The organism is Staphylococcus kloosii, assembly GCF_003019255.1.
GTDB lineage: Bacteria > Bacillota > Bacilli > Staphylococcales > Staphylococcaceae > Staphylococcus > Staphylococcus kloosii.
This window is the reverse complement of the sequence record NZ_CP027846.1, coordinates 1,239,294-1,260,764: the sequence shown is the minus strand read 5'-3', so window position 1 is coordinate 1,260,764 and position 21,471 is coordinate 1,239,294. Positions and strand designations below refer to the sequence as shown.

Below are 21,471 nucleotides of genomic sequence, written 5' to 3'. Positions count from 1 at the left end.
AATTCACCCCAGTATGCTTTTCAATTCTTCCATCTGTGTTTTAACTTTAACTTTCTCGATCACATCTATAATTTCGCCTTTTTCATCAATAACAAAAGTAGTTCTAACAATACCCATTGATTCTTTTCCAAATGATTTCTTCAATTGATAAACGCCAGTAGCTTTAGAAAGTTCAAATTCATCATCTACTAGTAAATCAAAATTCAAGTTATGTTTTGCTTTAAAGTTTTGATGTTTCTTTTTAGAATCTCCACTTATACCAAATACTTGTACATCTAAATCATTAAATGCTTCTATATTATCTCTAAAATCACAAGCTTCTGTAGTACAAGTCGGCGTGTTATCACGAGGATAAAAATATAATATTGCTTTTTTGCCCGCTAAATCTTTCTTTGAGATTGTAGTTCCATCTTGATTTTCTAATTCAAAATCTGGAAATTGTTGTCCTTTTTGTAACATCGTCTCACCTATTTCTTTTAATAGTTAGTTTTATGATACGATAATAGTTGAAAATATTAAATTAAAAGAGGTTGATATACATGAAATTCACAGAAAGCGAAAGACTTCAAAAATTCTCTGATGAATATATTTTGGGTGGTGTTAATTCACCTTCCCGTTCTTATAAAGCAGTTGGCGGTGGTGCCCCTGTTATGATGAAAGAAGGTAAAGGCGCTTATCTATTCGATGAAGATGGCAATAAATATATAGATTACCTTCAAGCTTATGGCCCAATCATTACTGGTCAAGCTCATCCACACATTACTAAAGCAATACAAGAGCAAGCAGCTAAAGGTGTATTATACGGTACACCTACACGATTAGAAATTGACTTCGCTAAAAAATTACGCGACGCAATTCCATCATTAGAAAAAATTCGTTTCGTTAACTCAGGTACAGAAGCAGTAATGACTACTATTCGTGTTGCACGTGCCTATACTAAAAGAAATAAAATCATTAAATTTTCTGGTCAATACCATGGCCATTCTGATTTAGTACTTGTTGCAGCAGGAAGTGGCCCATCTCAATTAGGTTCTCCTGATTCAGCTGGTGTCCCTGAAAGTGTTGCACAAGAAGTTATCACAGTACCTTACAATGACTTGGATGCATATAAAGAAGCAATTGATTATTGGGGAGACCAAATCGCTTGTGTTTTAGTCGAACCAATTGTAGGTAATTTCGGTATGGTTGAACCACAACCCGGTTTCTTAGAAGGTATTAACGAAATTTCTCATGATAATGGTACATTAGTAATCTATGATGAAGTTATCACAGCTTTCCGCTTCCATTACGGTGCTGCTCAAGATTTATATAAAGTTTATCCAGATTTAACAGCTTTCGGAAAAATTGTTGGTGGTGGTTTACCAATTGGTGGATATGGTGGCAGACAAGATATTATGGAACATGTTGCCCCTCTTGGTCCAGCATATCAAGCGGGTACAATGGCCGGTAACCCACTTTCTATGAAAGCAGGCATTGCATTATTAGAAGTATTAGAACAAGATGGTGTTTATAAACAACTTGATAATTTAGGTAAACGCTTAGAGGATGGTTTATTAAAATTAATTGAAAAACATAATATTACTGCTACGATAAATAGAGTTTATGGTGCACTAACGTTATATTTCACTAACGAAAAAGTAACGCATTATGATCAAGCAGAGAATTCAGATGGCGAAGCCTTTGCGAAATTCTTTAAATTAATGCTACATCAAGGGATTAACCTAGCCCCTTCTAAATTTGAGGCATGGTTTTTAACAACCGAACATACTGAACAAGATATTGACGATACTTTAGAAGCTGCCGATTATGCATTTAGCCAAATGAAATAAACTTGAATTTTGTTGTTAATCATTGTATAACAATAATAATAGATTTATTTAAATATAATCCCGAAGGAGCGGTACTTTTGAAGCTAGGAGCTCGTGTTATAAAAACAGGTATAGCAGTTATACTTGCTTTGGCTATCGCTTCTCTTTTACCTAAAGAGGCAGGCTTGAAAGCCATTGCTGCTGTCAGTGCTGTTGTTGCTATGCAACCTAGCGTTTATAGATCGATAAAAACAATTGCTGACAGAGCTAATGGGAATATAATTGGTGCTGTTTTGGCAGTCTTAATGGTTACAGCTTTTGGTAATCATTTTGTCATTATGGGTGTTACCGTTATATTGTTAATAGCTATTTTATTTAGATTTAATTTAGCCCATGTGGCTACGTTGGCGAGTGTAACTGCATTAATAATTATGGGACAACATACTGGTAACTTTTATGTATCTGCATTTTTTAGATTTATACTAGTGATGATTGGGGTACTTAGTTCCTCCATCGTTAACTTAATATTTTTACCACCGAAATTTGAGTCAAAGTTATATTATAATGCACTAAATATTTCGACTGATATATTTATGTGGTTTAAATTAGTATTAAATGACACCTCTGAATATCATCAAATAAAAGAAGATAGAGGTTTAATAAGCAAACGTGTATTAAAACTTGAACAAATATTTGAGTATTACGAAGAAGAACGACCTTTAACTAAAAAGCAACTTCACGCTCAAAATCGTAAAAAGATATTGTTCAAGGAAATTGTACGCGTCACACGCCAAGCTTATGCGGTATTAAAACGTATGAATCGTTACCAACATGACTTACACAGTTTAAATAATGAATTATTATTACAAATTAAATTAGATATCGATTCATTAACAGCATTTCATGAACAAATATTCATTAGTTTATCTAAGAAAGCTAAGTATGATGTTGATTTTGAAGATACTTCAGTAGATAATCCACAAAAGAAAGACTTAATGGATGCTTTCCAAAAAGAATTAATTCAAAATCCTTACCAAACAGAATATTCTTATGCCAACATCATGCAAATCATTTCAGCAATTGAAGAATATCGTTATACTTTACGTCATTTAGATAGACTACGTATTAGTTTCTTTTCATATCATCAGGACGACAATAAAATTGAATTGTTAGAAGAAGATTTCGACTTATAAACAAAAAAGACTTCGATTTATAATAAATCGAAGTCTTTTTTCTATAGATCTTGAATTTTATAAAGGTGTTCATAAGCACCACGTTTAGCGATTAATTCTTTATGCGTGCCTGTTTCCACAATTTCACCATTTTGCATTACGACTATCTTATCAGCATGTGTAATAGTAGAAAGTCTATGCGCTACAATTAATGTAGTTCTATTTTCACTTAATACATTCAATGCATCTTGTATAATTGCTTCACTTTCTAAATCAAGTGCACTAGTAGCTTCGTCTAAGATAATTATTGGTGGATTATTTAGGAATATTCGAGCAATAGAAACACGTTGTTTTTGACCACCCGATAATTTAACACCACGTTCACCAACTTCTGTATCGTAACCTTCAGATAAATTCATAATAAAATCATGGGCATTTGCCATTTTAGCCGCTTCTATTACTTCTTCATCAGTTGCATTAGGTCTGCCGAGTAATATATTTTCTTTGATAGTATCTGAGAATAAAATGTTATCTTGTTGTACTAAGCCAATTTGATTTCTCAAACTTCCTGTTAAGTAATGTTTAATGTTTGTTCCATCTATATCAATAGAACCTTCCGTTGCATCGTAAAAACGAGGAATTAAGTTAATAAGTGTGGATTTACCTCCCCCACTCATACCTACAAATGCAACAGTTTGTCCTTGATTTATATCTAAATTAATATCCTTCAATACTTTCTCTTCATCAGAATTATATTTGAAACTAACATTATTTAAACTTATATTACCGCGTTTAATCTCTATTGGCTGTGCGCCTTTTTTATTTTTAATATCATAGTCTTCATCCATCAATTGGAATACACGATCCATTGATGCAAAACTTTGCGTTAAAGTTGTAAATGAAGAAACTAATCTTCTTAATGGTCCAAATAGTTGTTCTAAATAACCAACGAAAGCTGCTAAAGTACCTACAGTAATTGAACCAGTAATGGCTAAATAGGCACCTACACCTATAACAATAAGTGGTCCGATATCTGTCACAGTATTTATTGCTGCAAATGAATTAGCATTCCATCTCGTATGTTTAAATGCTCTATTTAAGAAATGCTTATTACGTTTATCGAAGTTTTCCGCTTCATTATCTTCTATTGCAAAACTTTTTATCACGGACATACCTTGTACACGTTCATGTAAAAAGCCTTGAACTTCTGCTAAAGCTTGAGATCTTTTGCGAGTCAATTTTCTCAAACGTCCAAAGAAGAAATATACAGTTAATATATAGAAAGGGAAAATAAATACTGCTGCAAGTGTTAATTTAAAGTCCAATACAAACATAATTGATAGTGCAATAATGATGGTTACGCAATCTAACCATATATTCATCAAGCCTGTTAAAATAAAGTCTTTCGTTTGTTCGACATCATTAATAACTCTTGAAATAACTTGACCTACTTGGTTGTTAGCATAAAAACGCGCACTTAATGCTTGTAGGTGATTATATAATTGCTTTCTAATATCATATAATATTTTATTACTTGTCCATTGCGCTAAATATTGTCTTAAATATTCAATTGGTGGTCTAACAATGACAAAGATAAATATCGCTATGCCCATTGCTATTCCTAAACGCATGAATTTCTCATCATTCGTGATTGAAGAGTTATTAATAACATAGTCAATCACATATTTAATAAGTAATGGTATCAACATTGGAATACCAAATTTTAAAATACCTATTAAAATGGTAGCAATGATTCGCCATTTATATGGTTTCACAAAAGTTAAATATCTGCGAATCATGTGACATTCTCCCCCTTTATAATTACGTAACAAATGAAAAAGCCTCAGTTGAAAACTCAACTAGGCTGATTCTAAATTTATAGTGTTATAAGTTTAGCTTTGTAAATTTTAAATAACAAAAAGATTATATCAAATTTTGTTTTGTAAAATTAATAAACCCATAAAACACTATAAAGGATATTAAGATTTAATACATTAATTATGCTTAATAATTTCTTACTTTCTTATAACGTTCACGCCAAACCTTTATAAAATCTGGAGCAAAAGGTCCTTTTTTTTGCTCAATCCACTGTTGTAAGATATCGACGTTTCGACGTAAAATCTTATCGATATCAGATGAATAATTCATTTGATTCATATGTTGCTCATATTCATCTTCATCTAATAAATGATATTTGCCATTTGGGTAAACTTTAATATCTAAATCATAATCGATATATTTTAGCGCTTCTTCGTCGCAGACAAAAGGTGAAGATAGATTGCAATAATAATAAACGCCATCTTCTCTAAACATGCAAATTACGTTAAACCAAAATTCCGAATGAAAATAGACAATTGCTGGTTCACGAGTAATCCAAGTGCGACCATCACTTTCTGTAACTAAAGTATGATCATTGCCACCAATTATCACATGATCCGTACCTTTTAATATAGTAGTTTCAGACCAAACACGGTGTATATTACCGTCGTGTTTATAACTTTGTATTTTTATCGTCTGACCTTCTTTAGGTATGGACTCTTTAACCATGCTCCACACCACCTTATCTTAATTTCACATTTCTGATTATAACATAAGTCTTTGCGTAACTCCGAATTTATCAATGTTCTTTTAAAAATTTATAAATCTTAGTCATACTAACTGGAAAATTGTATTGTTCTTTATCGTCAAAATGAATCCATTGCATACGCTCAGGCAGTTCAACTTGTTGTTTATCAATTACTTCATCGGCCATATAAACTTCGATATCCCATTGTAAATGGGTAAATTGGTGCTTTAATTTATAAATAGGCTTATCTGAGAATGTCATGTTCATAGCCAGTTCAGTATTAATATTGTCTTTCTGTGTAGCTTCATACATAGGGAACTCCCACATATTATTTAATAACTTCGCCGTGCGTTGTTCAATAAGATATTCATTTTCATTATTTTTAATAATATAGACATGTTGTTTGATTATTTTTTTCGATACCTTTGTAGTTTTAACTGGTAAATCATTTACCGTCCCTTGTTCAAATGCTTCACAATTATCCTGTACAGGACAAAATAGACATAAAGGCGCTTTCGGCGTACATACCATTGCCCCAAGTTCCATCATTGCCTGATTAAAATCGCCAGCCCGGGTTTCAACGTACGGCTGCAATTCTTGTTCAAATGCTTTTCTAGTTGATTGTAGTTTAGTATCTCTGTCGTCGTTATTTAACCGCGACCATACTCTAAATACATTACCGTCTACAGTTGCTAATGGTTTATTAAATGCAATGCTCATAACTGCTGCTTTGGTATATGGCCCAACGCCTTTTAAGTTACCAAATTGCTCAGGTTCGCTAGGAACTGTACTATTGTGATTTTGATAAACATCTTTAATGGCAGTATGAAAATTACGTGCCCTACTATAATAGCCTAATCCTTCCCATAGCTTTAACACTTCATCTTCTTGTGCATTATTTAAAGATTTAATTGTAGGAAAACGTTCAATAAATCTTAGATAGTAATCTACCACAGTTGCAACTTGAGTTTGTTGTAACATAATTTCACTTAACCAAATATAATATGGATTTTTCGTTTCTCTCCAAGGCATTTCACGTTGTTCGGCATCAAACCAACGTAATAAGTTGTCTTTAAAATTCTCTATATTGTACATTCATACACAACACTTTCTTTATTCTAATCGTTAGATTTTCGATAATTCTATAAATCTGTTATTTTTAATAGTGGTAAACATTAACAATAGTATATAATAAAATTAAATCAGACACGAAATGAGTGACTTTTATGGATACAGGAACACATATCGTTATGGGCATAGGTTTAACCGCACTTGCAACACAAGACCCAGCTATGTCAGCGTCTTTTGTTGCTACAGCTTCAACGTTAGTTGTGGGTTCATTAATACCAGATAGTGATACTGTTTTTAAATTAAAAGATAATGCCACTTATATATCAAATCATAGAGGTATAACTCATTCAATACCTTTTACAATATTATGGCCATTATTAATAACTTTAATTGTATTTACTTTCTTTAAACATTTAGATGCTACCCATATTTGGATGTGGGCGCAATTAGCCGTATTTTTACATGTTTTTGTAGATATTTTTAATTCATATGGTACACAGGCACTAAGGCCTATTACAAATAAATGGATTCAACTTAGTGTTATCAACACATTTGACCCTATCATTTTTATTCTATGGTGTGTCGGTATTGTCTTATGGATCTTCGGCTTACATCCATATGTCGTATTCTTCCCTATCTTCGTAATATTATTTATATATTATATTATTAGGTTTAAGATGCAAAAAATTATTAAAGAAACTGCATTGAGACAAATTAAGCAATCTCATAAGCCAGTTAAAATTTTTGTTGCTCCGACGATGAAGTTTATGGAATGGCGTGTGGCTATACAAACTGAAAACCATGATTATGTGGGCAGAAGCTACGGCAGAAATGTAGTGTTTAGTGATAAAGCTGAACATCATTCTTTCCCAAGTGATGAATTAATGCATTATGTTGAAAATGATAAAAATATCAAAACATTTTTAAACTTCTCTTCTATCTATAGATGGAAGGCACAAAAACTTGATGACGGTTCAATGGAAATTAGATTAATTGATTTACGTTATTTAAAAAATGGTCACTACTCATTTGTGGCTATAGTTCATTTAGATAAAGAAATGATCATTGACCACTCATATATCGGTTGGGTGTTTAGTGAAGAGAAGCTGCAAAAGAAATTATTTGCTAAATAAATACGCAATAAAGCCACTTTAGTTAGATGACTAAAGTGGCTTTATTTTACTGTTCTGGTAGTTGAGTATTTTGTTGTGCATTTTCTTTATCAATATCTTTATGTTCTTCATTCGCAGGAGTAGCTACATTATATTTTGCATAAACAACTTTTCTTTTTAATGCAAAAAGGATTACGCCTATAATACCTAAAATACAGAAGAAATATAGATGATATGGAATATTATTCAAACTCAGTGCGCCAAATACGACTGATTGAGATAATCCTTGAACTACGTAAAATACAGGATTTAACATTAATAAATGTGTAAGAATAGATGTTTCTGACGATGGAATATAAATTATAGGTAATAATAACAACACGATTACCGTTAGCACGATAAAAATATTTCTCACTTTTAGCGTAAGTATTGTCATCAATCCTAACAGTTTACCAATTAAAACCATTAATATACCTAACATAACAACGTAATAAAGTGTAGCAAATATAGAACTTACTATATTAACAGGTGTACTAAATATACAGATGAGTAATATTATAAATAAGGCTACAGCGTAACTAAATGCAATACAAGAAGCATCAATTAATGCAGGTGTATTGAACATCTTACTAGTATAATAACTGGCATAGTAACGTTGAAATATTATATAAATACCTGTAAATAAAAAGCCAAATGAAATTAATGACACCAATCTAATATACCATCTTGCTTGAACTAAGTCCGGGGTTTTATTAAAATGAAACACCACAACCATAATAACGAGTAATATCAAACTGGCAATGATTGGAGCTACTAGCCATTTCCACAGCGATTTCAAATGTGCAAATGAATGTTGAATTAATTTCGGGAAATTTTTAACTAAGTAAATTAAATTATCTATCATTCTTCACACCTACAATTCTATATAAATCCATTTATTATTTTTAAAATCAGCCATGTAATATCCATCACCTGATTTAGCTATCCAAAAATTACCACTTATATCAAATTCTTTTTTCAACTTATCTTGATTTTTCATAGGGTAAACAAATCCTGTTAATTCATTACTGTCATTAAATATCATCAAAATCGGTTGTGACGTAATCGGAACAACAAAACGGTTATCTTTACCCGTTTCAGGTACTAATTGATCTGTTACTTTATCGTGTTTTTTGTGTAAATTACTATTAAAGTATTCATAATAATTTATATAATTATGTTGCATATATGGGGCTAATTTTTTACCACTATGCTTTTCAAATAGACCTGCTGAATCAAAATAACGCACATTACTTTTAGCAGTTTTATATTCCTTACCATCAACTACAATGCAATAATTACTATTATTTTCACCAGTAATTGTCACAAATGAATATTGCTTTAAGTTTAAATGCTCTTTATGCTTAAGACCATCTAATTGAATTTTATCGTTTAACACAATACCATAAGCTAATTTATCTTCGTATGGATTTGTTTGTTTATTTTGAATGTTCGCCTGGTCAACATTTTGAGCAATTTGCAACTTACCTAAATCATTAAACATAAATAAAGCCATTATTATTGCGCCGAGAATAAGCGTTATTAATAACGTCCAAAAACGTCCTATTATAGCAGGTGCTTTAGCATGTTTATATCTTTCTATTCGTTTAAAGTTATATGTTAACTCCGGTATTTTCGAACGACTCTTTTTCCAATCGACATCAAAATTTTCTTGTTGTTCGACAGTTTCTAATGAATTTCTATCTTTTTCATGGTCTTTAAATAAAGGAAGTACTTGATTAATCGAACCTTCTTTTCTTAATTGGCCATGTGAAATCCACGCAATATAATTACTTGCTTGTTCTATCTTACTAATATCATCATCAATCATCACTATAGTTTGATTATTGTTTATGTATTCGTCTGCTAAATCAATGGCTTTATTAAAAAATTCATCACTTAGATGATTTAAGATTTGATTATAAATTAATATATTAGCTTTACAGAATCGTGATAATGTAAATAGTAATTGGGCATATTCTTCTGCTGATAAATCTGCAACTGAAGTTTGTTCTTTTTCCTTCAATTGCGACTGTTCAATAATATTTGAAGCTGTTACATTCGCATCTTTATTATGAAACATAGTAATACGATGCTGAATAAAACTTTCCACGTCTTCTTGAATAAGTTCTTTATCAGAAACATCTGCATAAAATATGTCTGTCTTACTTGTACGTTTACCTTTATCTGGTTTTACTTCTCCACTAAGTATCCTTCCTACTAAGGCTTTAGATGACTGTGACTCACCAATAATACCTAATGCTTCACCTTGATATATATGAAGACTAACATTGTTCAGTTCTATATCATCTGCACCGTAATTAAAGGGCAAATACCATTTTTTATTTTGTTTATTTCTATAGTAATGCGTTACGTTAAGTAACTTTAAAATAATTGCACTGCCCATACTATCGTCATCCTTCTACAATTTTAATAATGCTACAGGTAAACCTTCTTCTGGTTGTGAGCTATTTACACGGAATCCCCATGCAAAAATCCCTTTCAATCTTTCCACTTTAAAATAATCATCTGTGCCATCCGCTAATTTGTAAATTTTACCCATCTCAATTTTCGAACGATCTACAATATAACTTTCGGCCACGATTACTTTACTTTGATAAACATCATATTCATTTAATATGCCATTCATCTCAGCTTTTCTCATTTTTTCTTTATATATTTGAATTTCATGGCGTAACTCTTGTTCGCTCATTTCACTCAATTTCTTCTGTTCCATCTGAAATTCCACTCTCTTCTAATTTGTTTTTAATTTTATCATAGTTGTAGCCTTTTCTCATAAGTGCTTCGATGGTTTTCATTACAACAGTACGACCATCATATTTACGTCGATTTTTATTATAAACTTTTTCTAAATCTGCTTGCAATAATTGGTCTAATTCAACTTCAGATTGTGAGAAATCCATACTCTTCATAACTTCGTTTATGACATCGAAGCCATACCCTTTTTGTAACATTGATTGTTTTAATTTATCTTGTTGTTTAATAATTGGACCTTTTTTCTGACGCAATATTTTTTGAGCTGTTTTAATAATTTGTTCAATTGGCTGTTGTTGTTTAAATTTTTCTGTATAACTTTCTATAATATCTTGTTCTATACCTAATTGATATAGTTTTTGTTTGTATACTTCTGGGCCTTTATCCGTAGTTTGTATCATAGTATTTTTTAGGCTTTCTGCATAATCAACATGGTCAATTAACTTCTCTTTGTAGCAATAGTTAATTACATCGGCAATGACCGCTTCGGCGAATTCATTATCTTGTAGATAAGTAACGATTTCTTGTTCAGTACGCTTTCGGTATGAAATATATTGAATCGTTTTATTTAATGCTTGACGGTATTGCTCATACGTTTGAATTTGTTCCATATCAGATGGTTCTAATACTTGATCTTTTTTTAAATTAAAATGAACAAAAGTATCTATATCTATGCCCATTTCAAATTGTTCATCTAAATACAAATTAAATCGTTCTTTATTTTTTTTCTGAACTTCTATTTTAGTAATCTTTGGCATTGATTTCACTCCACTATATTAGCATACCTTAAATTGTAGTGATTTAGAATAATTGTACTATAAAAGATTTATTAACATAAGTACTTTGCTAGCTATAAACATTAAAAAGATAAGCTCACTCGCAAAATAAAAAAGTGTTACTAAAAAGTTGTAAAACCTCTTCAGTAACACTTAACTCATATATTTTTATTAAACACCTAGTTGTTGTATCGCTTCTTGATATTGATTATTTGAAATATAGTCCTGCTGTTTCATTTTTTCTAAAGTAACTTTCACTCTATTTTTAAAGTTATCGGACATATCATTTATATCATATACACTTGGTGCATTAATTTTACTTGCTAACATTGCACTTTGTAACACTGTTATTTTAGGTAAATTTTGATTATGAATATCTGTAGTCGTACCAAAGTAATGATTTGCAGCACTTTCTACAGTGTATTCATTATTACCATAAAAAATATTATTTACATAGAAACTTAATATTTGGTCTTTGTCATAAGTTTGTTCTACACGATGTGCAATAAATAGTTCTTTAAACTTTCTAGTAATACTTCGCTCATTATCAAAATAGTAGTTTTTAACGACTTGTTGCGTAATTGTACTACCACCTTGGATGCTACGATCACTTAACGTAGAAAATAAAGCCCTTGAAGTACCTTTAAGATCAAATCCTTTATGTTTATAAAACCTTTCATCTTCTAACGCTATAAATGCGCCTCTTGTATAATTGGGCATATCCGTTACTGAAACGTAACTATCTTTATCTTTAATGGATTTTAAATCATCAACGTTAGAATTTAAAGATAGCGCGTACATAATACCTATAAAAATACCTATAATGATTAATATTGTGAATGTTAATGTTAAAAATAAACTATTGCTTTTTTTCTTTTTCTTCTTTTTATTTACTGGTTCGTAATAAGTGTTATGGTATGGCGTATTTGAAACTGGTTGTTTTGAACGCTTCATACTAGTTTTATTCCGTTCGCTTCTTTTCATGCACGGTCTCCTTTGTTCATCTCACTCTATTATAAGTGAGTTTACCAATACTTTACATCTTTAGCTATACTAATTTTAAAAAATCAGTCCAAGGGTGTATAAATATACCTGACTATAAAAGTAGTAAGCATTATTTAACATGATATAAAGTAATAATTGGTAAAAATACAATTACCAGTAAAGTCATTTAGTCATACAAAAAAGCAATCGAAATTTATAAATTCCGATTGCTTACTTATTAAAAAATGTCATTTTGAAATATTTCAAAACTTATTTAAGTTGATCAACAATAGCTTTATTAAAGTCATCTAAATCATCAGGTGTACGGCTTGTTACGATATTTTTATCAACTACTACTGATTCGTCAACGACTTGTGCACCAGCGTTTGATAAATCTTTACGTACATTTAACACTGCTGTTAACGTACGACCTTTTAAATCATCTGTATCAATTAAAATTTGAGGTCCATGGCAAATTGCAAAGGTAGGTACATCATTTTTAGTGAAATATTTAGCGAATGTACCATATCTTCCTTCTTCGTCACCTCTTAGGTGGTCAGGTGAAAATCCACCAGGAAGCAATAATCCATCATAATCTTCAGGTTTAGCGTCTGCAATGCTTACGTCTACAGTAACTTTTTCACCATGTTTGCCAACAACTTCGCTATTTGCAGTGTCGCCAATAACTACTACTTCATTACCTGATTCTTCAATTGCCTCTTTAGGGCTTGTATATTCTATATCTTCAAATTCATCTGTTAAAAGAACAGCTATTTTTTTTGCCATTAATAATCACCTTTCTCTTTCGTATGATATTTATATTATTACCAAGTAGAAAAAGTTTTAAACGTATTATCGTGGTTTCTTTGAATTATGACTTTGATACTGATTTTACTTTTTCTTCAAGTTGATCTAATAAACCAATCCACTCATCAATATCTTCAACCTTAACTTCATTAGGATTAACGTGGTCGATATCTTCCATAAATTTTTCAAGTCTTGCTTTAATTTGATCAATTGTTTGATTTTCATCCATGTTTAATTGCTCCTTTTTCACTAATAAATATATACTAACATGTGTTTGACAAATAAAGATATACTCTTAATAATATTAAGAGTATGTTTTACTGTTGATTAACTCTAAAGTGCATGAAATTACGTATTTTACAAATGTACATTATTTTATGCCCATTTTTCATATAAATAAACAACACTTTATTTTAAATGAAAAGTGTAATATTTCTGCTATGTTTACCTATTAGATATAAAGAAAGAAGGATTTAAATGTCTATTTACTCAATCAATAAAAAACAACCTATTGATATTTCTAACGACCCTTGGGAACCATATAATGATATTAATATACATAATCAATTAACATTAAGTAATATTGAATTTACGACTACAAATTTATGTAATATGCGTTGTAGTCACTGTCCTGTTGGTTACACACTTCAAACTCAAGACCCCGAACCATTACCAATGGATTTAATTTATCGTAGGTTAGATGAAATACCTAATTTAAAAACTTTATCTATTACTGGTGGAGAACCAATGTTCTCAAAAAAATCAATTAAGCAAGTAGTAAAACCATTATTAAAATACGCATACGACCGTGGCATATATGTTCAAATGAATTCAAACTTAACATTACCGCAAGATCGTTATTTAGATATAGCAGAATATATAGATGTTATGCATATTTCACATAATTGGGGAACTATAGATGAGTTTACGGACGTCGGCTTTGGCGCTATGACAAAACAACCGCCTCTTAAAGCCAAACTAAAATTATATGACCAAATGTTAGATAATGCCTCAACTTTATCAAAACAAGGCATGTTTGTTTCAGCTGAAACGATGTTAAACCAAAGTACGTTACCACATTTAGATAAAATACATAACGAAGTTGTTAAAGATATGCATTGTAGTCGTCATGAAATACATCCAATGTATCCTGCAGATTTTGCCAGTCAACTTAATGTCTTATCTTTAAAAGAAATGAAACAAGCCATCAATCATTTACTTGATATTCGAGACGAAGATGTGTGGATGTTATTTGGAACATTACCTATTTATCCTTGTTTAAATGATGAAGATGATCAAGCTTTACTTCAACGCTTAAGAAATACTAAAAATGTCACAACACGTAATGACCCAGATGGTCGTAATAGACTTAACGTTAATGTCTTCACGGGTAACGTAATCGTAACTGACTTTGGAGATGAAAATGGCACAATTTCAAATATTAGAAATGATAAATTGCCAGATGTTTTTGATCAATGGATAGATTCATCATTAGCTCAATCGCTAAACTGTCATTGTTCTGAGTTTAATTGTTTAGGTCCAAATGTTTTAGTTAAAAATATGTATTATCCAAATACTGACTTTAAAGAAAAAGAAAAAATGATGCACCAAATATACCAAATGAAATAAAAAAAAAGCTGAGATTTTTAAAGTCTCAGCTTTTTTAATTAGACATTCCCCACAAACGTCATAAATTTATTCTTTATTACGTGCATTAGCTAGAAATTCAATAGATTGTTTACTCTCTACGCGACGTTCTTTACGTCTATTTACTCTAGCTGGCGCAGTTTCATGGAACCATATTTCAGTTGGTGTTTCAGGATACACACTTGGTATAGTTGTAGGCTTGCCTTCTTTATCCAACGCAACAAATGTTAAAAAGCTTAGAGCGGCTAATTGCTTTTCTTCTTTTATCACATCTTCGATAATAATTTGTACACAAACCTCCATTGATGTCGTGCCTGCGTGTGATACCATCGCTTCATACGATAATATGTCTCCAGATTTAATTGGTTGTAAAAAATCAACTGAATCAGTGGAAGCCGTAACTACTGTAGTATTTGAATGTTTCATTGCACATATAGCTGCAATTTCATCTACATTAGCCATTAAAGTACCACCAAACATTGTATTTAAATGGTTGGTATCTTGTGGAAATACTTGTCGCGCTTTGATACTTTTAGCTGCGGACATCGCTTTACTTTTTCTAGATTCCATAAATATATCCCCTTGTATTTACTCTTTATTTTATTCAGCCCAGTTACCGTGTTCAAAAACTAATTCTTCTTCGCCATTTTCTTTAACGCCATAAATAGTTAAATCATTGCTACCTATCATGAAATCAACATGGACTAAAGAGTCATTTAAGCCACTTGCTATTTTTTCTTCAGTGCTCATTTCTGTACCATTTTCAATGTTGAAACCATATGCTGAACCTAATGCAATGTGGCATGAAGCATTTTCATCAAATAACGTATTATAGAAAATCGTGTTTCTATTCGAAATTGGAGAATCATCTGGTACTAATGCGACTTCTCCTAATCTTTTAGCTCCCTCATCTGTCTCTAATAAGTTACGTAAAACATCTTCACCTTTTTCTGCCTTATAATCAACGACTGCGCCATCTTTAAAAGTTAATGTGAAGCCATCGATTATATTACCGTTATGGCTTAGTGGCAACTTGTTAGTTACATAACCGTCTACACGATTACGATCTGGAGCAGTGAAAACTTCTTCAGTAGGAATATTAGCGACAAAAGCTTGTCCTTTACTTGTATAACTCGTCGCATCTACCCATAAATGACCTTTTGGCAGTCCAATTGTTAAATCAGTACCTTCAGATTCATAACGCAAAGCACTATATTCTTTTTCTTGTAGACGTTCAGCATGTTTACTTAATTCTGCAACATGTTGTTTCCAATTTTCTACTGGATCATTACCATCTACTCTAACGATATTTAATACTTCTTCAATTAGTTTTTCATAAGCGTCATCTTCAGATAAATCAGGATAAACTTTTTGAGCCCAAGTTCTAGATGGATATGCCGCTACAACCCATGGATATTCATTTTTTTGCGTAGCCTCCATAACTCCTTTTAATGCTTGAGAGTTCTTCAACTGGAATGTAGATATTTTATTTTCATCAATGCCATTTAATAACTCTGGATCTTGGGTAATTAATGCTAAATTAGCAGCATTTCTATTTACATAATCTTTTCTTGCTTCAACCTCATAAGATTTAACTTCATTGTTTTCAAAATGTTCTACAGGTTCGTATTCAAACTTAAGTCGCGTTAATTTTTCGTCGCTATAATTCACTTTGACGTCAGAAGCGCCACGTTGATAAGCAGCTTCAACTATGTATCGTGTCAATTCAACGGCGTCTACACTAGAACGAATATAGACCGGTTGACCTTCTTGAACATTCATCCCCACTTCAACGAGTAATCGTGCATATTGTTGTAATTTATTCTGTAAATCAGACATTAAATTCACTCCCTATTTTCTAATTTGGCCAAGTGCATCAGCTATTGCCGTTGCTTCACTTGGTGTAAATGATGATTTAGAAGTAACATATGAATGTATCTCTTTAACTTCATTTTCATCTGCATCTTTAAATTGAGCAGGCTCAATTACACTTTGGTTTACTAAATTTAATCTTTCTCTAATTTCTGATATCATTTGTTCATTATTTGATGCCATTTCTTTCACCTCTTTTTCAATTTATTTTATCAAAATATAGCACCTTGTAAAATTATTGGTATATTAGTCTTTAGAAATACGTTAAAAAAAGCTAAAATAATAATGAGAAGTAATTCTATGGAGGGAAATATATGGTTACAGTTGCATTTGTCTGTTTAGGCAATATTTGTCGCTCACCTATGGCAGAAGCCATTATGAGGCAAAGGTTAAAGGACAGAAATATCGAAGGTGTACGAGTAAAATCTCGTGGAACGGGTAAATGGAATCTAGGCGAGCCACCACATGAAGGTACTCAACAAATTTTAGCAAGCCAAAATATTTCAGTTGATGGAATGATAAGTGAATTATTTACACACAACGACGACTTTGACTACATTATTGCTATGGATCAAAACAATGTAGACGACATCAAAAGAATCAACCCTAATATTAAAGGACAGTTGTTCAAATTACTAGAATTTAGTAATATGGAAGAAACGGATGTGCCAGATCCTTATTACACTAATAATTTTGAAGGTGTATTTAAAATGGTACAATCTGCGTGTGATAATTTAATTGATTATATCGTTAAAGACGCTAACTTAAGAGAGGGGTAACTCACAATGAATAATAAATTAATACCAGGAATTTTAATTGGTGCGTTTATCGGCGGAGCAGCAACATTAGCTGATAAATCTACACGCCAATCTTTAAAACAATCGATCCAAGATGCTAAAGAAGGTAAACGTTCAAGCGAACCGTCAGTAATTAGCAAAGTTAAAGATGAAGTACTATATTGGAAAGATGCAATTGAAGAAATTAGACGTAATAATCCTGAATTAGAACGTTCATTAAAAGATGCTAAAGATACTTTTGTAGAACGTAAAAATAAACGCTTAAACTAAGCAACTATATTTTATCAATCTATGCCTAATTGATATTTAGACATAATAGTAACTAACGTTACCACATAAATAAATTATTTAAGTGGTAACGTTTTGTTATATAATTAAATACTTCAACTATTTTCAAACACATATTAACCGTCATAATAGTATCTTTTATTTATAGGCGATTAAAATATGATTTTTACATATTTACCTCAATTTATTTTTAAAGTATATTATTAATTACAAAGCAATATTAAAGGAGATTAGATATGTCAAAGAAAAAAGAAACCGCTTCTAATTTTTTGAACTCTGTTAAAGAAAAAGAGAAAAATAAAAAATCAGAAGAAAAATCTAAGAGCGGAAAATTAGATAAAGATCGTACATATATTACACCTACAGAATTCCAATCAAAAGATACAAAGAAAGATGATCAAGCATTTTTCGTATCACGTATAAACAAACCAGCAAAATATACTAAAAACCCAAATTTCTTTTCTTATTTGGTTTATCGTATAGGTAAAGACGATGCATCAGGATTATCGGCACAACTTTCATACTACTTTATGTTATCACTCTTCCCTATGCTTATCTTCTTATTATCCATTGTACCTGTCGTAGGTGTTAAACAAACGACAATACAAAAGATGATTAGTGAACACGTACCACATGATTATGCTAGCCAAGTATCATCACTCATCGAAGATATTATGGGTAATGCCAGTGGTGGCTTACTGTCTATCGGTTTGATTTTAGCACTATGGTCAGCTTCAAATGGAATGACTGCGCTAATGAACTCTTTCAACGTTGCATATGATGTTGAAGATAGTCGTAATTTTATTGTATCTAAATTATTAAGTGTGTTATTCACTTTAGTATTAGCAATCGTCTTCCCACTTGCAATGGTATTACCAGCATTTGGCGAACAAATTGGTTCATTACTATTTGGCCCATTAGGATTAGGTGACGAAGTCCATTGGCTTTTTGATTTATTACGTATTATTTTACCGTTAATCATCGTTTTTGTAGCATTTATGTTGTTATATACATTGGCTCCTAACGTTAAAATTAAAATGTTATCTGTTATTCCAGGTTCAATATTTGCCACTATAGTATTCTTAGTAGGTTCATATTTATTTGGAATTTATGTTACTAACTTCAGTAACTATTCTAAAACTTATGGTAGTATCGCAGGTATTATTATTTTAATGTTCTGGTTATACATTACTGGATTTATTATAATTATCGGTGCCGAGATTAATGCTATTATTCATCAACGTAAAGTAATTCGTGGCATGACACCTGAAGAACGTTCAATGAAAGAAATTGAAGCAAATCACAACGAAAATACAGCAGAATAATCAACTCATCTTTCACAACATAAAAATACCTCAAGTAGCGTCAATGCTGCTTGAGGTATTTTGATTATTTTATTGAATTAAGTTATGTTGAAATGCGTATATAACAGCTTGCGTTCTATCTTGCACTTCTAATTTACTTAATATATTACTAACGTGTGTTTTTACCGTCTTAATTGTAATGTGAGATGCACTAGCAATTTCTTGGTTAGAATAACCTTTAGCGATAAGTAATAAAATTTCCATTTCTCTTTCAGTTAACATCTCATATAATTCTGCACGTTGCTTCATGCGATTACGCATTTTCACTAAAACTTCTGCTTCAAAAACAGATTCATCATTTTGTGTTTTACGTATTGCTTCTGCAATATCTTTAGCACTCGTCGTTTTTAAGATATAACTATCTACACCAGAATCTAATGCACGATAAACTTCATTATCCTCAATGTAACTTGTTAACATTACAACTTTGATATGTGGTAAATCTTTTTTTACTTGCGCAGTAGCGTCTACTCCATCCATATCATCCATCAATAAATCCATTAAGATTAAATCTGGTTTTAATTCATGCGCTAATTGAATTGCTTCTTTACCTGACTTACCTTCTCCTACTACTTCTATATCTGGTTGTGTTGATAAATAACTTGATATCCCAATACGTACCATTTCATGGTCATCAACAAATAAAACTTTAATTGGCATCCAATTCCTCCTTATCTAATGGCGCTTTCACTTCTATTCTTGTACCTGAATCGGGTAGAGAAACAATATGGAATGTTGCACCTATTTCTAATGCACGTTCACGCATATTTTTTAAACCATAACTTTGTTCAGTATTTTCATCTACATTAAAACCTATACCATTATCTTGCACACGTAGTAACAAGTAATCAGCTTGATTAAACAACTCTATTGTAACTTTCGTTCCTTTTGAATGACGTAATGTATTAGAAATCGCTTCTTGTGTGATTCTAAATAGATGGTCTTCTATACCTTTTGGTACTGAAAAGTCCTCAATATCATGTACGACTTTCATCGGTACTTTTTTCTGTAAATCAGTTACTAAGTCTTTAATACCTTCACCTAATGACTTATCTTTTAGGCCAATAGGTCTTAAATGTAAGAGTAAAGCTCTCATTTCTAATTGAGAATCTTGCACCATTTTTTCTAAAGTTGGTATTTGTTGATCTAATGGTGGTGCGAGTTCGGTTTCCTTAATTGCGGATAACATCATACTAGCAGCAAATAATTGCTGGCTCACTGAATCATGTAGTTCTCTTGCAAGTCTTTGACGTTCATCTTCAATGATTTTTTTAACTTTTACGTCATTCATATTATATGACTCATTCGTTAAATTTTGCGTTTTCATTCTCAGTTTATGTACTTCTTGATTTAACGGTACAAGTGTATGGTATAACTCAATAGTTTCATTGTACAGTTCGATGTCTTGATCATTCACACCAACCGTTTGTCCTTCGATAGAGCGTTCTATTTGGCGTTGTAGCCAATGGTTCTGTTGATTAATCTTATATGCTAATACCGAACCAACTATGATACACAAAAATATAATTAATAAATTTAAAAATAGAAACACTGGTATACCAAAAATTTGCGTATAAAACATACCTTGAAAGTACATTATATTAACAAAAACTTTGTCTATAAAAAAAAATGCAATTAGCGTACTGTATACTAAGATCAACATTGAACCTATAGCTCTTATGTAGTGATTCATTTATAAATCACCTCGACATCCCCTATAAATGTTGAAAGATAAATGTTAACTGTATAATTTTCTTCTTTTGTTTTTTCCACAATTTTAATATTTTTATTTTCAACTTTATAAGATTGTTCGTTTATATAGGCATTACCATACAATGCAGTAAAGTGAAAATTAATATTATAATTTAATGGAACGACAATTTGTGTACGACCAATAAGATGTCTCACCACTATAGTGTTATTTTCTTTAATGTTAGCTGCTTTGGTCATGTCGATGTGTACATCACCAATACCATGTTGTATTTGTAAGTCTTCCCATTTATAAACATATACCGGCGTACGTTGTTCTCCAAACCACTTTTGCTTAATAAATTCTGGAGAATCTACTTCTTCCTCTGAAGCAATAATCTTGAATGGTTTAAATTTATAAATTAAATATCTAATAATTAAGACAATTAAAAAGATAAATAAAATGATAATAGTATATTTATTCGATAATAGCGTAAATGCTATAAGCAAAGCCCCTATCCAAAAAGATAGCAAACCTCGTACTTTATGAAAATATACATATCCTATATAAACCAATATGCACCCAAGTAATAGCACAAGTAGAAAGCCAATTTTTTCAAAAAATATGTAGTAAAAATTGGCTATAATCATTAGTGCTGTAAAAATTATTAACATTTCTGTCGATATATATTTGTGTGTCATGA

Annotated in this window: 23 protein-coding genes and 1 pseudogene; 7 read left to right on the top strand and 17 right to left on the bottom strand. The window is 31.2% G+C overall.

Annotated elements, in window-relative coordinates; all coding sequences use genetic code 11:
- Positions 1-3 precede the first annotated feature (3 nt).
- Positions 4-459, bottom strand: a complete 456-nt coding sequence (gene bcp, locus C7J89_RS06170) for a thioredoxin-dependent thiol peroxidase (RefSeq protein ID WP_103296005.1) — start codon at positions 457-459, stop codon at positions 4-6.
- Between the two features lie 80 nt (positions 460-539).
- Between bcp and C7J89_RS06165 the strand changes: the two genes are divergently transcribed.
- Positions 540-1,829 (top strand): glutamate-1-semialdehyde 2,1-aminomutase, encoded by a 1,290-nt coding sequence (locus tag C7J89_RS06165; RefSeq protein ID WP_103296004.1) that lies wholly within the window; start codon positions 540-542, stop codon positions 1,827-1,829.
- Positions 1,830-1,906: 77 nt separating this feature from the next.
- Positions 1,907-3,001 carry an FUSC family protein gene (locus C7J89_RS06160; protein WP_061855653.1) on the top strand — a complete coding sequence of 365 codons (1,095 nt, stop codon included), beginning with the start codon at positions 1,907-1,909 and terminating at the stop codon, positions 2,999-3,001.
- Between the two features lie 41 nt (positions 3,002-3,042).
- Here the strand turns inward: C7J89_RS06160 and C7J89_RS06155 are convergent, their stop codons facing one another.
- The 3 genes from C7J89_RS06155 to mutY form a co-directional block, all read right to left on the bottom strand.
- Positions 3,043-4,779 (bottom strand): ABC transporter ATP-binding protein, encoded by a 1,737-nt coding sequence (locus tag C7J89_RS06155; RefSeq protein ID WP_061855652.1) that lies wholly within the window; start codon positions 4,777-4,779, stop codon positions 3,043-3,045.
- A gap of 205 nt (positions 4,780-4,984) precedes the next feature.
- Positions 4,985-5,527 (bottom strand): nucleoside tri-diphosphate phosphatase, encoded by a 543-nt coding sequence (gene ntdP, locus C7J89_RS06150; protein WP_048793226.1) that lies wholly within the window; start codon positions 5,525-5,527, stop codon positions 4,985-4,987.
- Positions 5,528-5,597: 70 nt separating this feature from the next.
- Positions 5,598-6,641 (bottom strand): A/G-specific adenine glycosylase, encoded by a 1,044-nt coding sequence (gene mutY, locus C7J89_RS06145; RefSeq protein ID WP_103296003.1) that lies wholly within the window; start codon positions 6,639-6,641, stop codon positions 5,598-5,600.
- A gap of 131 nt (positions 6,642-6,772) precedes the next feature.
- Here mutY and C7J89_RS06140 point away from each other — a divergent pair, with 131 nt between their 5' ends.
- Positions 6,773-7,750: a metal-dependent hydrolase gene (locus C7J89_RS06140; RefSeq protein WP_061855650.1), complete on the top strand. Its 978-nt coding sequence runs from the start codon at positions 6,773-6,775 to the stop codon at positions 7,748-7,750.
- Positions 7,751-7,796: 46 nt separating this feature from the next.
- On the opposite strand, the gene C7J89_RS06135 is transcribed toward C7J89_RS06140, so the two are convergent.
- The 7 genes from C7J89_RS06135 to C7J89_RS06105 form a co-directional block, all read right to left on the bottom strand.
- Positions 7,797-8,633 (bottom strand): sugar ABC transporter permease, encoded by an 837-nt coding sequence (locus tag C7J89_RS06135; RefSeq protein ID WP_106884398.1) that lies wholly within the window; start codon positions 8,631-8,633, stop codon positions 7,797-7,799.
- Between the two features lie 9 nt (positions 8,634-8,642).
- Positions 8,643-10,175, bottom strand: coding sequence for an ATP-binding cassette domain-containing protein (locus C7J89_RS06130; protein ID WP_103296001.1), 1,533 nt, complete (start codon positions 10,173-10,175; stop codon positions 8,643-8,645).
- A gap of 15 nt (positions 10,176-10,190) precedes the next feature.
- Positions 10,191-10,505, bottom strand: coding sequence for a YfhH family protein (locus C7J89_RS06125; protein ID WP_061855647.1), 315 nt, complete (start codon positions 10,503-10,505; stop codon positions 10,191-10,193).
- On the bottom strand, positions 10,483-11,301 hold the full coding sequence (gene recX / locus C7J89_RS06120) for a recombination regulator RecX (protein WP_061855646.1): 819 nt from the start codon (positions 11,299-11,301) through the stop codon (positions 10,483-10,485). The genes C7J89_RS06125 and recX overlap by 23 nt, the downstream gene beginning before the upstream one ends.
- A gap of 189 nt (positions 11,302-11,490) precedes the next feature.
- The gene (sgtB, locus tag C7J89_RS06115) at positions 11,491-12,303 is read right to left on the bottom strand and encodes a monofunctional peptidoglycan glycosyltransferase SgtB (protein WP_103296000.1); all 813 of its coding nucleotides are present in this window, start codon (positions 12,301-12,303) and stop codon (positions 11,491-11,493) included.
- 270 nt (positions 12,304-12,573) lie between these two features.
- On the bottom strand, positions 12,574-13,089 hold the full coding sequence (locus tag C7J89_RS06110) for a type 1 glutamine amidotransferase domain-containing protein (protein WP_103295999.1): 516 nt from the start codon (positions 13,087-13,089) through the stop codon (positions 12,574-12,576).
- A gap of 85 nt (positions 13,090-13,174) precedes the next feature.
- The gene (locus C7J89_RS06105; protein WP_103295998.1) at positions 13,175-13,339 is read right to left on the bottom strand and encodes an SE1561 family protein; all 165 of its coding nucleotides are present in this window, start codon (positions 13,337-13,339) and stop codon (positions 13,175-13,177) included.
- A gap of 248 nt (positions 13,340-13,587) precedes the next feature.
- Here C7J89_RS06105 and yfkAB point away from each other — a divergent pair, with 248 nt between their 5' ends.
- On the top strand, positions 13,588-14,739 hold the full coding sequence (gene yfkAB / locus C7J89_RS06100) for a radical SAM/CxCxxxxC motif protein YfkAB (RefSeq protein WP_106884397.1): 1,152 nt from the start codon (positions 13,588-13,590) through the stop codon (positions 14,737-14,739).
- Positions 14,740-14,805: 66 nt separating this feature from the next.
- Here yfkAB and C7J89_RS06095 read toward each other — a convergent pair whose 3' ends face one another.
- Genes C7J89_RS06095 through C7J89_RS06085 form a run of 3 tightly spaced genes read right to left on the bottom strand, consistent with a single transcriptional unit; the run spans position 14,806 to position 16,812 of the window.
- Entirely contained in the window at positions 14,806-15,327 is a 522-nt protein-coding gene (locus C7J89_RS06095) for an acyl-CoA thioesterase (protein WP_061855642.1), read from the bottom strand.
- A gap of 30 nt (positions 15,328-15,357) precedes the next feature.
- Entirely contained in the window at positions 15,358-16,596 is a 1,239-nt protein-coding gene (locus tag C7J89_RS06090; RefSeq protein WP_103295997.1) for an aminopeptidase, read from the bottom strand.
- Positions 16,597-16,608: 12 nt separating this feature from the next.
- Complete coding sequence (locus C7J89_RS06085; RefSeq protein ID WP_048793238.1) at positions 16,609-16,812, bottom strand: DUF1128 family protein; 204 nt, start codon at positions 16,810-16,812, stop codon at positions 16,609-16,611.
- A 131-nt stretch (positions 16,813-16,943) separates the two neighbouring features.
- Between C7J89_RS06085 and C7J89_RS06080 the strand changes: the two genes are divergently transcribed.
- The 3 genes and pseudogenes from C7J89_RS06080 to C7J89_RS06070 form a co-directional block, all read left to right on the top strand.
- Positions 16,944-17,408: a low molecular weight protein-tyrosine-phosphatase gene (locus tag C7J89_RS06080; RefSeq protein ID WP_103295996.1), complete on the top strand. Its 465-nt coding sequence runs from the start codon at positions 16,944-16,946 to the stop codon at positions 17,406-17,408.
- 6 nt (positions 17,409-17,414) lie between these two features.
- Entirely contained in the window at positions 17,415-17,696 is a 282-nt protein-coding gene (locus C7J89_RS06075) for a hypothetical protein (protein WP_061855639.1), read from the top strand.
- Between the two features lie 254 nt (positions 17,697-17,950).
- Positions 17,951-19,036, top strand: a pseudogene (locus C7J89_RS06070) (YihY/virulence factor BrkB family protein); the annotation flags it as partial.
- A gap of 72 nt (positions 19,037-19,108) precedes the next feature.
- Here the strand turns inward: C7J89_RS06070 and vraR are convergent.
- Genes vraR through vraT form a run of 3 tightly spaced genes read right to left on the bottom strand, consistent with a single transcriptional unit; the run spans position 19,109 to position 21,469 of the window.
- Complete coding sequence (gene vraR / locus C7J89_RS06065) at positions 19,109-19,738, bottom strand: response regulator transcription factor VraR (RefSeq protein WP_061855637.1); 630 nt, start codon at positions 19,736-19,738, stop codon at positions 19,109-19,111.
- Positions 19,728-20,771: a sensor histidine kinase VraS gene (gene vraS, locus C7J89_RS06060; RefSeq protein ID WP_103295995.1), complete on the bottom strand. Its 1,044-nt coding sequence runs from the start codon at positions 20,769-20,771 to the stop codon at positions 19,728-19,730. The genes vraR and vraS overlap by 11 nt, the downstream gene beginning before the upstream one ends.
- Entirely contained in the window at positions 20,768-21,469 is a 702-nt protein-coding gene (gene vraT / locus C7J89_RS06055) for a cell wall-active antibiotics response protein VraT (protein ID WP_103295994.1), read from the bottom strand. The genes vraS and vraT overlap by 4 nt, the downstream gene beginning before the upstream one ends.
- Positions 21,470-21,471 lie beyond the last annotated feature (2 nt).

Excerpts from the sequence above, each read along its gene's own strand:
- bcp (WP_103296005.1), bottom strand. The coding sequence starts at position 459 with ATGTTACAAAAAGGACAACAATTTCCAGATTTTGAATTAGAAAATCAA.
- C7J89_RS06165 (WP_103296004.1), top strand. The coding sequence starts at position 540 with ATGAAATTCACAGAAAGCGAAAGACTTCAAAAATTCTCTGATGAATAT.
- C7J89_RS06155 (WP_061855652.1), bottom strand. The coding sequence starts at position 4,779 with ATGATTCGCAGATATTTAACTTTTGTGAAACCATATAAATGGCGAATC.
- ntdP (WP_048793226.1), bottom strand. The coding sequence starts at position 5,527 with ATGGTTAAAGAGTCCATACCTAAAGAAGGTCAGACGATAAAAATACAA.
- mutY (WP_103296003.1), bottom strand. The coding sequence starts at position 6,641 with ATGTACAATATAGAGAATTTTAAAGACAACTTATTACGTTGGTTTGAT.
- C7J89_RS06140 (WP_061855650.1), top strand. The coding sequence starts at position 6,773 with ATGGATACAGGAACACATATCGTTATGGGCATAGGTTTAACCGCACTT.
- C7J89_RS06135 (WP_106884398.1), bottom strand. The coding sequence starts at position 8,633 with ATGATAGATAATTTAATTTACTTAGTTAAAAATTTCCCGAAATTAATT.
- C7J89_RS06130 (WP_103296001.1), bottom strand. The coding sequence starts at position 10,175 with ATGGGCAGTGCAATTATTTTAAAGTTACTTAACGTAACGCATTACTAT.
- C7J89_RS06125 (WP_061855647.1), bottom strand. The coding sequence starts at position 10,505 with ATGGAACAGAAGAAATTGAGTGAAATGAGCGAACAAGAGTTACGCCAT.
- recX (WP_061855646.1), bottom strand. The coding sequence starts at position 11,301 with ATGCCAAAGATTACTAAAATAGAAGTTCAGAAAAAAAATAAAGAACGA.
- sgtB (WP_103296000.1), bottom strand. The coding sequence starts at position 12,303 with ATGAAAAGAAGCGAACGGAATAAAACTAGTATGAAGCGTTCAAAACAA.
- C7J89_RS06110 (WP_103295999.1), bottom strand. The coding sequence starts at position 13,089 with ATGGCAAAAAAAATAGCTGTTCTTTTAACAGATGAATTTGAAGATATA.
- C7J89_RS06105 (WP_103295998.1), bottom strand. The coding sequence starts at position 13,339 with ATGGATGAAAATCAAACAATTGATCAAATTAAAGCAAGACTTGAAAAA.
- yfkAB (WP_106884397.1), top strand. The coding sequence starts at position 13,588 with ATGTCTATTTACTCAATCAATAAAAAACAACCTATTGATATTTCTAAC.
- C7J89_RS06095 (WP_061855642.1), bottom strand. The coding sequence starts at position 15,327 with ATGGAATCTAGAAAAAGTAAAGCGATGTCCGCAGCTAAAAGTATCAAA.
- C7J89_RS06090 (WP_103295997.1), bottom strand. The coding sequence starts at position 16,596 with ATGTCTGATTTACAGAATAAATTACAACAATATGCACGATTACTCGTT.
- C7J89_RS06085 (WP_048793238.1), bottom strand. The coding sequence starts at position 16,812 with ATGGCATCAAATAATGAACAAATGATATCAGAAATTAGAGAAAGATTA.
- C7J89_RS06080 (WP_103295996.1), top strand. The coding sequence starts at position 16,944 with ATGGTTACAGTTGCATTTGTCTGTTTAGGCAATATTTGTCGCTCACCT.
- C7J89_RS06075 (WP_061855639.1), top strand. The coding sequence starts at position 17,415 with ATGAATAATAAATTAATACCAGGAATTTTAATTGGTGCGTTTATCGGC.
- vraR (WP_061855637.1), bottom strand. The coding sequence starts at position 19,738 with ATGCCAATTAAAGTTTTATTTGTTGATGACCATGAAATGGTACGTATT.
- vraS (WP_103295995.1), bottom strand. The coding sequence starts at position 20,771 with ATGAATCACTACATAAGAGCTATAGGTTCAATGTTGATCTTAGTATAC.
- vraT (WP_103295994.1), bottom strand. The coding sequence starts at position 21,469 with ATGACACACAAATATATATCGACAGAAATGTTAATAATTTTTACAGCA.